11 protein-coding genes are annotated in these 16,067 nt (G+C 43.2%); 4 read left to right on the forward strand and 7 right to left on the reverse strand.

Going from position 1 to position 16,067, the window contains the following annotated elements:
* Positions 1 to 76: 76 nt before the first annotated feature.
* From AC1XUD_RS01280 to AC1XUD_RS01310, 7 genes are all read right to left on the reverse strand, one after another.
* The gene (locus AC1XUD_RS01280) at positions 77 to 3,316 is read right to left on the reverse strand and encodes a cadherin domain-containing protein (protein WP_483359124.1); all 3,240 of its coding nucleotides are present in this window, start codon (positions 3,314 to 3,316) and stop codon (positions 77 to 79) included.
* Positions 3,317 to 4,122: 806 nt separating this feature from the next.
* Positions 4,123 to 5,658, reverse strand: a complete 1,536-nt coding sequence (locus AC1XUD_RS01285; protein WP_483359125.1) for a P-loop NTPase family protein — start codon at positions 5,656 to 5,658, stop codon at positions 4,123 to 4,125.
* Between the two features lie 15 nt (positions 5,659 to 5,673).
* Positions 5,674 to 7,245, reverse strand: coding sequence for a ribonuclease Y (gene rny, locus AC1XUD_RS01290; RefSeq protein WP_483359126.1), 1,572 nt, complete (start codon positions 7,243 to 7,245; stop codon positions 5,674 to 5,676).
* Between the two features lie 147 nt (positions 7,246 to 7,392).
* On the reverse strand, positions 7,393 to 7,704 hold the full coding sequence (locus AC1XUD_RS01295; protein ID WP_483359127.1) for a cell division protein ZapA: 312 nt from the start codon (positions 7,702 to 7,704) through the stop codon (positions 7,393 to 7,395).
* Positions 7,691 to 8,053, reverse strand: coding sequence for a hypothetical protein (locus tag AC1XUD_RS01300; protein WP_483359128.1), 363 nt, complete (start codon positions 8,051 to 8,053; stop codon positions 7,691 to 7,693). Before AC1XUD_RS01300 ends, AC1XUD_RS01295 begins: the two co-directional genes overlap by 14 nt.
* Before the next feature lie 95 nt (positions 8,054 to 8,148).
* Entirely contained in the window at positions 8,149 to 10,563 is a 2,415-nt protein-coding gene (gene pheT, locus AC1XUD_RS01305; protein ID WP_483359129.1) for a phenylalanine--tRNA ligase subunit beta, read from the reverse strand.
* Between the two features lie 160 nt (positions 10,564 to 10,723).
* Complete coding sequence (locus AC1XUD_RS01310) at positions 10,724 to 11,380, reverse strand: DUF1684 domain-containing protein (protein ID WP_483359130.1); 657 nt, start codon at positions 11,378 to 11,380, stop codon at positions 10,724 to 10,726.
* Between the two features lie 183 nt (positions 11,381 to 11,563).
* Here AC1XUD_RS01310 and AC1XUD_RS01315 point away from each other — a divergent pair, with 183 nt between their 5' ends.
* The 4 genes from AC1XUD_RS01315 (at position 11,564) to AC1XUD_RS01330 (ending at position 16,006) form a co-directional block, all read left to right on the forward strand.
* Positions 11,564 to 11,941 carry a response regulator gene (locus tag AC1XUD_RS01315; protein WP_483359131.1) on the forward strand — a complete coding sequence of 126 codons (378 nt, stop codon included), beginning with the start codon at positions 11,564 to 11,566 and terminating at the stop codon, positions 11,939 to 11,941.
* A gap of 5 nt (positions 11,942 to 11,946) precedes the next feature.
* The gene (locus AC1XUD_RS01320; protein ID WP_483359132.1) at positions 11,947 to 12,708 is read left to right on the forward strand and encodes an MBL fold metallo-hydrolase; all 762 of its coding nucleotides are present in this window, start codon (positions 11,947 to 11,949) and stop codon (positions 12,706 to 12,708) included.
* A gap of 218 nt (positions 12,709 to 12,926) precedes the next feature.
* On the forward strand, positions 12,927 to 13,979 hold the full coding sequence (locus AC1XUD_RS01325; protein ID WP_483359133.1) for a PLP-dependent cysteine synthase family protein: 1,053 nt from the start codon (positions 12,927 to 12,929) through the stop codon (positions 13,977 to 13,979).
* Between the two features lie 326 nt (positions 13,980 to 14,305).
* Positions 14,306 to 16,006, forward strand: a complete 1,701-nt coding sequence (locus AC1XUD_RS01330) for a GMC oxidoreductase (protein ID WP_483359134.1) — start codon at positions 14,306 to 14,308, stop codon at positions 16,004 to 16,006.
* Positions 16,007 to 16,067: the final 61 nt, after the last annotated feature.

The raw sequence follows: 16,067 nt of genomic DNA on the forward strand, positions 1-16,067 counted from the left end.
AAAACCTGCGATAGCGCAGGTTTTTTCATTTATATCTAACTGCTGTAGTTTGACAAGATAAGCGTGGGGGGGCGAATTAATCTACAACCATTTTTCGCGTAACCGTACCATCAGATGTTTGTACTTGAAGTAAGTACAAACCTGCTGGTAACCGTTCGGATGATTTGAGACTCGTGCTAGCGTTTCCTTGGTCATCGGTAGTGAGGTTTTGTTGTTCGTGAATACGTCCAAGCATATCGATCAGGTTCAATTTTATCTTTTCCTTTTGATTTTGCTGAGTAATATTGACTTGTATTTTCTCGCCTTTTGCCGGGTTAGGGTACACCTTAATAATCTCATCGGATCGCGTTTCTTCTGTTTCTGCTAATGTCAATCTTGCGGAGCTCTGACTACTAGTTATCGGCGTTGCTTTTCGACTGACTGGGGAGAAATTGCCTCCTATGTAATAAATTGCTCCTTTCAGCTCCACAGCAACGCCGGCAGCTCTGGCGATGGGTATGGGCGTAAGGCTTGTCCAGGAATTGGAGGACGGAGAATATGCATATACTTTCGAGGATGGTACATTATGTGAGGTTTGTCCTCCAAGAACAATAATACGATCGCCTAAAATGGTTGTTGAGGAGTTGATATGATCCAACCCGATAGGCATATCGGCGAGACGCGTCCAGGTATTGTTATCAGAATTGTAAACCTCAGTTATTTTTTGGGTTATCGCCTGAGTATTCTGGCCATGGGAACCGCCGATTACATAGATTTTTCCATTATAAACAGCTGTCCCAGGATGATTCCGTGCATCAGATATTGGCGCTAAAACTTTCCATCCGGCCTCAAGGCTGTCTAAATTCAATACATAATGAACCGCGACATCTTTACGTGCTTTATCAGCTCCTCCCAGGTAATGAATTCTGCCTTTTAGGTATTGCAGCTGACCTGCTGCGAGTTCGTGAGGCAGGTCGGGCAAGGCTGAGTAAGTGTTTGAGGCAACGTTATATTTCCAAACCTGCTTTGTGCCAAAAATTTGTCCTGTACCATTTGCATTGGACGTATATCCTCCTGCCATGTAAATATCGGTACCATCCGATGTCATCCCCTCATGGGATATACCGCCGAAATCTGTACCCGTTGGAGTGTGAGGTAAATCTGCGATTGCGCTCCATGAATTATTACTGGGATTATAAACATAAGAACGCTTGGTGGGTGTAAAGGTCGGTTGCTTTTTTGAGTCAAATCCTCCAAATACATATATCCTGCCATTAACAACCTCTCCATGTGCTTCATGCGTTCCGAATGGCTGACCGGCGACTGTACCCCAGCTTAAAGCATTGTAATTTGGAGCCGTAGTCCCAATAGTCACGTCAATATTTACATTAGCATTGGCAGAAAGACCCTTTACGTCTGATGCACGGACTGCCAATACGTAGTTATTCTGCTTGTGGCTGTTAACAACTTTGGCAAGCCTTATTTCACCTGTCGAGGCGTTGATCGAGAACGCTCCATTAGTATTGCCGGAAATGATGTCGTAAGTAATTGCATCACCATCGGCATCAGTTGCTTTTACACTTCCGACCACTGATGCCACAGCGACGTTATCGGGAATAGAATTGTTGTACGTGCTGGAAGAAAATACAGGAGCATTACTGCTCGAGTTGAGAGACTTTATATTGAAATCTTCAAAATTGTAGGTAACCGGCGTTGCTGAATTCCTATGCGTGGCGAAAATCCCTGCATACGCGGTACCTGAAGTCAGCCCCATTCCAGATATATTCAAAGTTTTGGCGGGGTATGCCGATCCTACATTGACAAACGTTGATCCGTCTGTGGAATAAAAACCTTCTACCGTGTTGGTGGCCGGATCGATGATCAGACGTAAGCGCACGGTTCTTGTATTGAGATTAGAGATAGTTCCCGTAATCCGTTGGTCTGGGTTGGTAGTGCTTGAGACGTCACTTGAGGTGTCATTGGTTTCTTTACGCAACTCGACTCTGTTGGCCGATATATTCAGTTTTATGAAAGTTTTGTCAGTCAGACCAAACCACAAACCGGCCTGTTGACTTGCCCCGCCATTAAAAGGACTGACTATTGTAGTCTCCAATTGCAATTTTTCCTGGCTGTTCACCTGTACACCAAGCGTATTGAGTTGATTATTATTCGTCAAATGTCCAATCCCTTTGTTGGTTATAACTTGCAAACGACCACTGGTTACAGTTAGTTTGGACGGTTCATAGCCTGGAACATTCGCATTGGTCGGCGTACCATCTTGGGTGAGGCGCGATCCGGAATAGGAGGCGATCATAGTAAAACCTGTTCCTGCGCCATTTTTATCCACAATAGTTCCTTCAACACTTGCATCGAAGTTCAAACTGAAAGGAAGTGTTACCTGGAGATTTTCGCATGACAGGGTGCTAATCGGACTGCAGCCAGACATTGTGCTGAGCAACCCAAAAAAAGCTTTCTTTCTGTCGCTATTGATTCCCCAATCTACTGGCAGATTTTGATATCCTTCCACCAAAGCTTCGTCTGTCCTCCTGAAATCAAAAAAGCCCCAGGAAGCATGCATTTTGGTAGCGGAGAGAAAGTTGTTAGCAGGTTTATCAAAATTGTAGTGATCATCTTCATTAAAAACAATCGGCTGACCGGCATATAACACATTGCTTCGCACTGTTTTGACCATTTTCTCAATTTCCGCCGGATTTCCCACACCATTCCCGTGAAGCAGAACGTAATCAGAGGCGGTAAGAACATTATTCGTCGGAATCTCTCCGCCTGTAAAGCTTGTGGATACAGGAAGTCGGCGGCCATCAAGCTGAATAGATTTCACTAGGTTCATCAACTCATGCACTCTCGCAGGCTGTAAAATAGCATGGTCATATCGAAGGTCGCACTCATTATTGATCTCAACAAGAACGTTCTGATTTCCTGATCTAAGCAGCCATTCAGTCAAATTTCTAACCGCCGCAATCACCGCTTTTTCATCTTCTATTCTTTCGTCCTGGCCGAAATAAAAATATCCGACCATGACGACCATGCCCAATTCGTTCGCTTTTTTGATGATACGTTCCAGTCTGTTCAGGTAGGCGTTGTCCAGTGACCCGTCCGCATTGAATCCTGAATTATGCCAGGGTTGAGCACCCGAATATCCTTGAGGGCTTCCACCCTGAAAATTAACTGTAATGGCTAGGAGTCCGTTAGCCCTCCAAAGTGGCATAGCCTCTACAAATTCTTTTACATTACGTTCCGCATCCCACACACCTGTATCCGGATATTTCCAACGACTTCGGGTCGCGGAATTTTTATCATCGAATGTGCCCTGTACCATGCGTGAGTTAGGTAAAAGCCCTTGCAAATTCATGCCTTTATAACTTTTGCCTTTGAGAGTGATTTGATCATTAATGTAAAAATCCTCGCCCTTGATTGAGACCTTCGTGGATGAGGGTTGGGCGTAAGAGTTGAAAATTGTACACAGTAGTGTTGCAATCAGAAGATTTTTGAGGATCATAACGTAGATTATTGCGAAAGGTGAGGTTTTTGTTAATGGAGGTCAAAAAGCATGCCGTGGCATACTTTATGATAACGGATTGGTCTTAAATTTCTAGAATACTGAGCGTTACTATGATAAGTTGATTTCTTGAACCTCGGAATGAGGCTATACGATCAGTTTCAATACCATGATGCAGGGAGGTACTGAAGCCTGGAGGCTGCCAGCATTTTTGTATCTTTTAACATCCTATCTATATTAAGATGAAGGGTCGACAGGAGGAAAGAATTGTTATTCTGATGTCAGACTGGGAACGCGGTCGGGTCAAGCTTTTTCATTGGAATAAAGGGGTAGGTTATCACAAAACAGTTATGTAGAAGAAATTATGAAATATTAATATTTCATAAACGTATATACCACAACTTAGTTATCCCATAATGATAGTTAAATTATGTAGCAATACATAAATAGTTTCTACAATTTTTCTGATGATGCTTTCACTCAAAGCGATGTTACGAGGCGTATGGGGACAACTATGTTTCAAGATGAGTTTGAATATGGGCAGGAAAGTTGACTAATCAGGAATAGGCCCTACAACGAAAAAACCTGCATCAGCAGGTTTTTTCGTTAACATCAATTTATAATTTTCAAAATGGTTTTTCGTCGTCATCGTCGAAATCATAATCCTCATCATCTTCACCGGGGCCGGTAAACATGCTGCTTACCAGATCCTGAAACTTCATACCCTGATCGAGGGACTGTTTTCCGATGAGCGAGAATTCAGCCATACCATGCAATGCAAATTCCATCATGAATAATTTTTCTGATGGATCTGAAATGGTACTGAGCAAATCGACAAAGTCGTCCAGGCCTTCAATGGTTTTCAATCTGGCAGAGTATTCTCTGTCCGTCATATCCGCCGGCATTTCCATTGAATTGCCTGCGCCAAACCATTCGATTGCTTTCGCATATGGATTGATTTTGCTTTTTTTGCTTTTCTCAGGATCCGGGAAGTAATTGAGAAACTGTGTTCTGATTGCTTTTCCGATCAAGTTTTGAGCAACAATAACGGGGCCTTCAACTTCGCCTTCATATACCAGCTCGACTTTACCACATATTGCTGATATAACCCCGTACAAGTCTGAAATACGGGCATATGTAGTGGTTTCGTCGTTAATCAAAGCACGGCGTTCAGCAGTACTTAATAAACTCTCATATGCTGAAATCGTTAAACGGGCAGACACACCACTTTTGCTATCCACATATTCGCTTTCACGGGCTTCAAACGCAATCTGTTCGATCAATGTTTTGGTAAGTTCATTAACCGTGACAATGGATTTTTGAGCCTCCTTAACAACCGCTTCCTGTTCTGTGATTTTCTTTCCTACCTCAAGTGTTTTCGGGTAATGCGTCACGATTTGACTTTCTATCCTGTCTTTCAGTGGCGTGACAATACTTCCACGATTGGTATAATCTTCCGGATTAGCGGTGAATACAAACTGGATATCAAGCGGCAATCTCAACTTAAACCCACGTATCTGTATATCACCTTCCTGCAAAATATTGAAGAGAGCTACCTGGATACGGGCCTGTAAGTCGGGTAATTCGTTGATCACAAATATACCCCGGTGCGATCTTGGGATCAAACCAAAGTGAATTACACGTTCGTCGGAATATGGGAGTTTTAAAGATGCAGCTTTAATCGGATCCACATCACCAATCAAATCAGCTACTGAAACGTCTGGCGTTGCCAGCTTCTCTGTATATCTGTCATCCCGATGCAGCCAGCTGATGGGTGTAAGATCGCCATGCTCCTGAATGATGTTCTTTGCATTCAAAGTCAACGGCACCAAAGGGTCGTCATGTAATTCAGAACCGCTTATATAAGGCACATACTCGTCAAGCAGATTGACCATCATTCGGGCAATCCGTGTTTTGGCTTGCCCTCTTAAGCCCAGGAAATTGATATTATGCATCGAAAGAATAGCTCTTTCGACATCAGGAATTACGGTTTCTTCGTACCCCCATATCCCCGGAAAATTGACCTCTTTATTACGTAATTTCTGAATTAGGTTATTACGCAATTCCTCTTTTACTGAACAGGATTGATAACCAGCCTTTTTTAATTCTCCAAGGGTACTGATACCTAGTTTTTCAGATGCACTCAGTGTTGTGTAGGTCATGAAGCCGGTTGAGGATTAACGTGCGTAAGCTACCGCGCGCATTTCACGGATAACAGTAATTTTTATTTGTCCAGGATACTGCATTTCTTTTTCGATTTTCTGAGATATATCGAATGACAGCATGCCTGCTTTTTCATCCGAAACGTTCTCAGCATCAATAATTACACGAAGCTCTCTACCTGCCTGTATTGCGTAACATTTCTCCACGCCATCAAATGACAGTGCCAGATTCTCCAGATCGCGAAGTCTTTGGATATATGACTCCATCATCTCTCTTCTCGCTCCCGGGCGTGAGCCTGATATCGCATCACACACCTGGATGATCGGAGACAACATGCTAGTCATTTCGATTTCATCGTGGTGAGCTCCGATCGCGTTACACACTTCGTGGTTTTCCTTATATTTTTTCGCAAGTTCCATACCCAATACTGCGTGCGGGAGGTCTGATTCCTCAGGCCAAACTTTACCAATATCATGTAGTAATCCGGCTCTTTTGGCAAGCTTGGTGTTCAATCCCAATTCTGCCGCCATAGTAGCACAAAGCTTGGCTACTTCACGCGAGTGCTGCAACAAATTCTGACCATATGAAGACCTGAAACGCATGCGGCCGATCATTTTAACAAGCTCCGGATGCAAGCCGTGGATACCTAAATCGATAACTGTTCTTTCACCAATTTCAACGATTTCGTCGTCAATATTTTTACGGGTCTTGGCCACAACTTCTTCAATACGTGCAGGGTGAATCCTTCCATCCTGAACTAGACGGTGCAATGAAAGTCTCGCGATTTCCCTACGTACCGGATCAAAACCTGAGATTACGATCGCCTCCGGGGTATCATCTACAATAATTTCAACGCCTGTTGCCGCTTCCAAAGCCCTGATATTACGGCCTTCACGACCGATGATTTTACCTTTGATATCATCGTTCTCAATATTGAATACTGAAACACAGTTTTCAATTGCATGTTCCGCAGCCGTACGCTGAATCGTTTCGATCACTATTTTCTTAGCTTCTTTTGTAGCGGTAAGACGAGCCTCTTCCATCGCACTTTTTACGTAAGATCCGGCTCTTGTTTCGGCTTCCGCTTTCAGGGCATCTACCAATTGTTCGCGGGCTTGTTCTGCGGTAAGGCTGGCTATCTTTTCTAGTTGGGAAACTTGCTGTTGGAGCATTCTCTCAGCCTCTTCTTTCTTTTTCGCAGAAGTTTCGAGTTGCTGATTCAGCGTCGTCTTTATCGCATCCAGCTCGTTTTCGCGGCGCTTGTTAGTTTCCTGCATTTGATTCAGGGTCTGCTCGCGTTGTTTCAGCTTTTGTTCGTTGCTTTGAAGAATACCTCTTTTCTTATTAGCGTCCTCCTCAAACTCCGATTTAAGGCGTAGGTATTTCTCTTTGGCTTCTAGGATGCGGTCTTTTTTGATATTTTCGGCCGAGATTTCGGCATTGCTTAGTATTTCTGCCGCTCTTTCCTGGGCCTCTTTTTCTTTCTGGTCAAACGACTTCTGGAAGATATATTTGCCGGCAAATATCCCAACTCCTATGGCAATAATGTCGGATAGCAGGATAATAAAAATTAATGAAGTTGACATTTTATATATTGTTTACAAATAGTTGGTTAAACCGACTAGCTGCTTCAAAAATGCCAAACGAAAAGTGTTTAAACGATGTAATTAATCGAAAAAAGTAAATTCAATATTAAGACGCACCTCATACGCTCTGGTATTTTGGTCATGGATTCAACCTTCTATTGCTTCTGAAACCTTCTCTTCCAATCGGGCCACCCGTTCCTGAAATGCATTAGTTAAGTTTTCCATTTCTTCGAGTATCCGCTGCATGGCCACCATACATTCTATCGCGGTAAGGCCTGTAGCTTCTATCTCGTCGTATCCTTTTGTATTTTCTCTGTGCTGCTCGACACGCTTTTTGAAAACATCAAAGCCTTCCCTGTAATATCTTTCCTGGTCTGCCGGAACACTCAGCTTAAAGCCTCTGTCCAGTACTTTTATAAAGACAGAAACATCAGGATTGGGAATACTATTTTTTTTCATCGCTATCTTCAAGCATTTCTATGCACCTATCGATCTCTTGTATATATCGTTCAACTGAGTCTTTTAGTTCGGCTAATCCGGAAGTTGGTGTCAGTTTACTAATGACAATTTTAGCGAAAGTTTTAGACTTATTAAAGTCTTTCTCTAAAGTACTGTATTTTTTCTTCAATTCTTTTCCTTCTTCCTTGAGCTTGATATTTTCAGCGCGCAACTCTGCATTTTCGCGCTGAAGCTCAGACGCCGACCAGCTAAGGTTATTTTTTATGTTCGTCAGAATCTCAAGCTTCTTTTCCAATTCCGCTAATTGAATGATAATCAGCCGGGGATTGGAGGTTGGTTTTATAGTCATGACGATGGCACTTTAATAAACTTACACGGATCTGGATCAATTTTTTTTCGCCTTGAATACCAAGCCTCAAAGAATAGCGGATATTTTAACAGATGTCACTTTCGGATAATAGCACCCAACTCTTTCTCGTAAGTTGCGATTAACCGCTGCATGGTTTTATCAATTACCTTATCATTGAGCGTTTGCTGTGCATCCTGAAGAATAAAGCTGATTGAATACGACTTCTTGCCCTGCAGGTTTTCACCCTCGTATACATCAAATGCATTCACAGATTGAAGCAACTGCCTTTCAGTTTTATATGCAAGTTGTTTCAATTCCTGGAAAGTCACGCTTTTTTCAACCACAAGCGAAAGATCTCTCCGCACTTCAGGGAACTTGGCTACTTCCTTATATTGAACCGCGCTGTTGTATTGACGAAGCAGATAATCCCAATCAAAATCGGCGAAGAAAACCGGTGCCTTGATATCAGCTTTTTTAGTGATTGCCGTTTTAACCAACCCGAAACTTACCAAAGGTTTCTTGTTCAAAGTCAGTGTCAAACCATACTGGAAAATATTGGCATCAGCCGGCTGTTGATCAACAGCTTTAACTTTCATAGCGCCCAGTACCTGGCGAATAAATCCTGAAATATCGTGGAACGAAACCTCACGTGACTTTTCCTGCCAGCTTTCTTCCTGAATATTTCCGGTCAGAAATATCGACAATCGTTCTTTTTCCTGATATTTTCCTTCGTTTTCGAAGTATATCTTGCCAAATTCAAAAAGTTTCAGGTCTTTTTGACGGCGGTTGATATTGTGAGCAACTACTTCCAAACCTGAGAAAAGCAGTGTCTGACGCATCACAGACAAATCCTCACTTAGATAGTTGAGAATCTTCACAGGATTGCCCGGAAGGCTTTCGCTGATCGTTGCCTGAAGATCCGGTTTGGTCAACGAGTTGTTGATCATTTCAATATGACCATTGGCAGCCAACAACTCCGCAACACGCAATTTCAGTTTTTCAGGATCGTTTTCTGGGAATTCGGAAATGAAATCTGAGCTTAGTGCTTCCGACAATTCAACCTGACCAAAACCATATATTCTCAAAATTTCTTCGATCACATCCGCTTCGCGCTGTACATCCACACGATATGGCGGTACGATAGCAGTAAAACCTTCTTGCGTAACATTTTCGAGAACGATGTCCAGTTTTTCAAGGATATTGTGGATCAGATCTCTCTCTAACGTCTTTCCAATCAAACGGTCGATATGCTTGTAACTAACCGGGATTTCAAAACTTTGAATCGGATTTGGGTATATATCGATAATGTCCGATGATACTGAGCCACCCGCTATATCTTTTATCAGCAACGCCGCCCATTTCAAAGCATAAACAGGCATATTAGGGTCAGTACCTCTTTCGAAACGGAACGACGAATCTGTTTTCAGACTGAATCTTTGAGCCGTGCGTCTTACCCAAACTGGTGAGAAATAAGCAGATTCCAGGAATATGGCAGTCGTTTCAGCCGTCACGCCGGACGTAAGTCCACCGAAAACACCAGCAATACACATCGGTTCCGAGTCATTGCATATCATCAAATCGGTAGCGCCCAGTTTTCTTTCCTGTCCATCCAATGTTATGAAAGGCGTTCCTTCCGCCACAGTCTGCACTTTCACTTTGTTGCCTGAAACTTTGGCGGCGTCGAATGCGTGCATCGGCTGGCCTAGTGCATGGCATACGTAATTGGTGATATCTACTATATTATTAATAGAGCGAATCCCGATGGTTTGTAATCTTTGTTTCAGCCACGCAGGAGATTCCCCCACCGTAATTCCGCTAATTGTCAATCCGGCATATCTCGGACAAGCTTCTTCGTTCAAAACTTCTACCGAAATCGGTAAAGTTTGATTGTCTACCTGAAAGGCTTCGACCGAAGGCAAAGTGATATCACGGTCCAGAACAGCGCGTAAATCTCGGGCAACACCATAATGAGAAGCCGCGTCGGCTCTGTTCGGCGTCAAACCAATTTCAATCAGAAAATCGGATGATATATTGAAGTATTCTGCCGCTGGTGTGCCGTTTGGCAAATCAGTATCCAACACTAAAATGCCATCATGAGAGGTTCCAAGGCCAAGTTCGTCTTCAGCACATATCATTCCTTCGGAAACGGCTCCACGGATTTTTGATTTCTTCAAAACCAGAGCTTCTTCACTTCCCGTCGGATATAAGGTCGCGCCAACTGTCGCCACTACCACTTTTTGCCCTGCTGCCACATTTGCCGCTCCGCAGACGATCGAAAGGGGAGTTTCACCACCCGTATCCACGGTTGTCAGCTTCAGACGGTCTGCTTCCGGATGTTTCTCGCAAGTAAGTACCTCACCAATTACAACGCCTTTCAAGCCACCACGAACGGATTCAATCTCTTCAATGCCTTCTACTTCAAGGCCGGTCGCGGTGAGCAACTTGCCAATTTCTTCCGGGGACTCTTGTATATCTATCAGCTCTTGGAGCCACTTATACGAAATTTTCATGCAATATGGATTCGATTAGGATATGGTCTGAATATCACGCCAAAAACGGGCCGGCATGATATATAACCATCGGATTGTTGTTTTAATTTAAACGTAAACACAAAATTAGTGATTTAACTGCGACCTCCTGTCATGATATGGAGTCAAAATCTTCAGGAACTTAGTGCGCACTGTCTTCGGTTTGCTCGCCTGCGAAAATCGACACGGTCAGCTTGTTTTCTTTCGGAGGTACCGGACAAGCAAAGTCTTCCTGATATGCGCAGTAGGGATTGTAGGCTTTGTTGAAGTCCAGAATGATCGTATTGTTTTTTATGCCTGAAACAGGATAATCAATATACCGGCCGCCGCCATAAGTTTCCTTTCCACTGGTTTCGTCTTTGAAAAGAACTGATAGCGTGCCTTCATTTTCAAGTAAAAGCAGTTTTTCTGCCTGCCCGTTGATTGTGAAATTGGCATAGCCATATCTTACATATTTTTCATTGGTTCCATCAGTGTAGGTAATTGTCAACTCCTTTTCGTCGCCGGTGTAAGGCACTATATTGGCTTTCACCAGAAACTCCGGATTGACTTTAAAATAATGCAAACCATGAAACGAGTCCTTATCGGCGATTGGTGAATCAGGACCACTTTTGAAAAGCTCATCTTTGGCTTTTCTTTCTGCTTCAATTTTGGCGATATAGGCCTGTGGATTAGACTTAACTTCTTCAATAGAAGCGTCTTCGCCTGCGGAACCTGAAAAATTTTCTACAAAGAAATAGGCCAGAATCGCTATCACCATAGCGATTGTACTGTATCGAATTAATTTATTCTTGAACATTTTAAACAGCAGTCTCAGTAAATATCGTGCAATCTACACCTGAAATGCTGGTTTGGGAAATGATAGAACGTATATTTACCTTTTTGAATAAAATTTGAAACATAACACTGTCTGAGTTTGTGTTGTTGATCGAAATATATATAAATTGACCTGCCAAATAATTAAAACCAATACCTGACCCATATGTCATACACAAAGCGAGTACTCATTGCCGAAGACAGTTCTGTAATTCAAAACCTGGCAAGGAAGATTCTGGAATTTCAGCATTATGAAATTACATCCGTAAAGAACGGAGAGCAGGTTTTGCAGCTACTGGAAAAAGAGCAGTTTGATATTATACTTCTTGATATTAACATGCCGGTGATGGATGGAATGGAATGCGCAAGAAGTATCCGCAAATTGCCGGATGCAACCAAGGCAAAGACTCCGATTGTTGCTATTACAGGTAACGCAAAGAATTACTCCGAAGAAGATTTCAAAGCAGCAGGTTTTGACGATGCCCTGATGAAGCCTCTAAACTTTGACCGTTTGGTAGAAGTTGTGGCTCATTTGACAGAATAGTCTGGATGAAGATTACACTTTTAGGCACTGGCACATCGCAGGGAATACCCGTTATTGCCTGCGATTGTGCTGTTTGTCGTTCTGAAGACCCAAGAGATAACCGGCTGAGAGTGTCTGTCTGGATTCAGTCAAAAGGTAAATCTATTGTTATTGATGCTGGTCCGGACTTCCGGCAGCAAATGCTTCGCGCCGATGTGCGCTCGCTGGACGCGATCGTTTTTACGCACCAGCATAAAGACCACACCGCAGGCCTGGACGATTCCCGGGCTTTTAATCACCGCCAAAGGATAGATATTCCGCTTTATGGACGCAAAGAAGTTTTGAATCAGATCAAAACGGAATTTGCATATGCTTTTTCTGAGTTCCGATATCCCGGAGTTCCGCAATTTGAAACACATGAAGTTGTTAATCAGCCATTTGATGTTTCTGGAGTGACTTTTACTCCAATTGAAGTGATGCACCATCGCCTGCAAGTCTTCGGATATCGCATCGGGGATTTTACCTATATCACAGACGCCAATTTTATATCAGACGAAGAGCAGGAGAAAATCAAGGGCTCGAAAGTTCTGGTTCTTGATACCCTTCAGAAAGAGCCCCATCTTTCTCATTTCACCCTTCCCCAGTCTTTAGCACTGATCGAAAAGCTGAAAATCCCACAAACATATCTAACCCATATCAGTCACAAACTAGGCAAACACGCGGATGTTGAAAGCGAGCTGCCTCCGAATGTAAGGCTTGGATATGATGGCCTGGAACTTGAGTTGTAAGCATTAAAACGCAGAGTAATGGGAGTACACGCTGAGTTACGCAGAAAAAAAACCCTGTGTAACTTTGCTAAACAACAAGCCGGAGTCTATGAATAGCGAGTTTTATATTAAAACTCAGCGAAACTCAGCGGAAAACTCATCAAACTCAGCGTTTAAACCTGAAAACTCCGCGTTTAAACCTGAAAACTAAAAGCTAACCCCTAAAACCTAACAGTTAAATGAAAGATTTGTGGGAATACGATGCCGTCCGAAAAATAGAGGCTGATTATCAAAGGTCGGCGGATACGCATTTGGTATTATTAAATTTGCCTGAATATAAGGATATCGATTTTTATTTTAAAGACGAATCCACTCACCCAACGGGAAGCTTGAAGCACCGTTTGGCAAGATCGTTGTTTCTTTATGGACTTTGTAATGGCTGGATTAGCAAGGGGACAACCATTGTGGAAGCATCCAGCGGATCAACGGCTGTTTCGGAAGCCTACTTTGCTAAATTACTGGGACTGCCCTTCGTGGCAGTGATGCCGCGCTCAACGAGTACTGATAAAATCCAGGCGATTGAATTCTACGGAGGCAAGTGCTATTTCGTGGACCATCCTTCGGAAGTATATGAGGCTTCAAGAAAGATAGCTGAAGAGACCGGCGGCCATTTTATGGATCAGTTTACCTATGCTGAAAGGGCGACAGACTGGCGTGGAAACAATAATATCGCCGAATCGATATTCCGGCAGATGAAAAATGAACGCTATCCGGTACCAACCTGGATTGTAGTGGGTGCCGGAACAGGCGGCACTTCTGCAACGATCGGAAGGTTCGTGAGATATGAATGTCACGCGAGCCAGATATGTGTCGTCGATCCTGAAAATTCTGTTTTTTATGAATACTGGAAAAGTCGGGATCATCAGTTGTCAAACGAACATGGATCCAGAATTGAGGGAATAGGCCGGCCGCGGGTTGAACCATCGTTTATTCCCGATGTAGTGGACGAAATGATCAAAGTCCCGGACTGCGGCTCGATTGCTGCGATGCTCAAACTTTCCTCATTACTCAATAAAAAAGTCGGCGGTTCAAGCGGAACTAACTTCTGGGGCGTGCTGGAACTGGCTGAACAGATGAGAGTGAAAAAACAAAAAGGCTCGATTGTTACATTAATCTGTGATTCAGGAGAAAGATATCAGCAAACATATTATCACGACAACTGGCTGCAGGAAAAGGGATTATACGAGTCGGTGATGCAGGAGATTCTGTTTATTGAGAAGAGAATTTGTTGAGTTGAGAATATTTACTAATTGCTAGCCTGAAGTGAATTGTTTGAGTTAGGCAGGTACTTGCCAGCCTGAGCCTGTGGATGGCCGGGCGACTTAGGTTAATTTCCATAAATGATAGCTTAATGTCTTCTTCTGGCAGCCAATATTGATTCTTTTATTTGCTCTCGGCAAACTATAAGTTAGCATCTCGATGTTCAAAGGCATTTCGAATAACCTCTCTTTCCCTCCATTCCCAAAACGATATCCCCCCGCTATCATTAGACTTTCAGGATTTTGTGCTTCTTTTGAAAAGGACAAAAAATAGCAATAAAATTCAACTTCATCGAAATATGCCGGAATCAATATCCCAAACATTTGACGCGATCGTAATTGGCTCTGGTATAAGCGGAGGATGGGCAGCTAAGGAATTGTGTGACAAGGGATTAAAAACTTTGGTATTGGAACGTGGCCGAAATGTGGTTCACAATAAGGACTATCCGACAGCCACCATGGCGCCATGGGAATTTCCATATCGCGGTCGGGTTTCGAAAGAAATATTAGAAGAGAATCCGCTGATCAGCAAGGCGGCTGGCTATGACGATACCGACAAGCATTTTTTTATACAAGACAAAGACCATCCATATGTTCAGGAAAAGCCATTTGACTGGATCCGCGGATATCAGGTGGGAGGAAAGTCGCTCACCTGGGGACGTGCTTGTCAGCGTTGGAGTAATCACGAATTTGAGGCTCCTGCGAAGTTTGGTTATGGTATTGACTGGCCAATTCGATATCAGGATATAGCGCCGTGGTATTCACACGTTGAAAAATTTATTGGTGTTTGTGGTCATAAGGATGGTATAGAAGCCATGCCCGATGGGGAGTTTCTGCGTCCTTTCGAAATGAATTGTGTAGAATCTGCGGTTCAGAAAAGTATCAAGGACAATTATAAGGATCGTCATTTAGTGCAAGCACGATGGGCGCATATTACCGATCCACAGGAAATCCATATCAAGCAAGGGCGCGGACAGTGTCAGGCGCGGAATATGTGTATGCGGGGGTGTCCATATGGTGGCTATTTCAGCTCTGTTTCTTCAACTTTGCCTTGGGCTGAAAAGACAGGTAATCTGACGATCAGGCCTTTTTCTGTTGTGCATTCTATTGTATATGACGAAGAAAAAAAGAAAGCGGTCGGTATTAAAGTGATCGATACCAATACGCACGAAGAGGTAATCTTTTATGCAAGGGTGATATTCGTGAATGCTTCGGCTCTGAATACGAACCTGATATTGCTCAATTCCAAATCAGTGCGTTTCCAGAATGGGCTTGGTAATGACAATAACCTGCTAGGTAAGTATATAGCCTTCCACAACTACCGTGCGTCGTTGGGTGGAACTATTGAAGGCTTCGACGACAAATATTATTTTGGAAGAAACCCGACTGAGCCAATTCTTGCCAATTATCGAAATCTTGGGAAAATCGATACTGATTATGTTGGCGGGTTTACCACGTTCATGGGCGCACATCGGGGACGTGGGAAAAAGAAAGGAGAGGGAGCGACATTTGGAAAAGAATTCAAAGAAAGGCTGACTGAGCCGGGAGGTTGGACAGTTTATATGTATATGCAAGGCGAGACCATTCCGAAGGAAACCAATCAGGTGACTTTGAGTAAGGATCAGAAAGATCAGTGGGGAATTCCGCTTTTGGTTACCGCCGTCGACTATGACGATAATGATGAAAAGATGATCAAAGATTTTCTGACTCAAAGCAAGGAAATGTTGGAAAAAGCCGGAGTCAAAAATATTGAAACGCATGACAGTCACCAGGCTCCTGGACTGGATATTCATGAGATGGGCGGAGTAAGAATGGGGCATGATCCGAAAACGTCGCTTTTAAATAAGAACAATCAAATGCATCTTTGTCCGAATGTATTTGTAACGGACGGCGCATGCATGACCAGCACAGGAAATCAAAGTCCGTCGATATTATATATGGCGCTGACAGCAAGAGCGGTAAATTTTGCCGCGGAAGAATTAAAAAAAGGCAATTTGTAAGAGTTACATCGGCAGGCGGCTTTCATCAGTCAGATCATTCCAGAAAAAGATTTTAGTCGGT

The sequence above is a fragment of the Dyadobacter sp. HNCC25DJ184 genome (genome assembly GCF_056895215.1).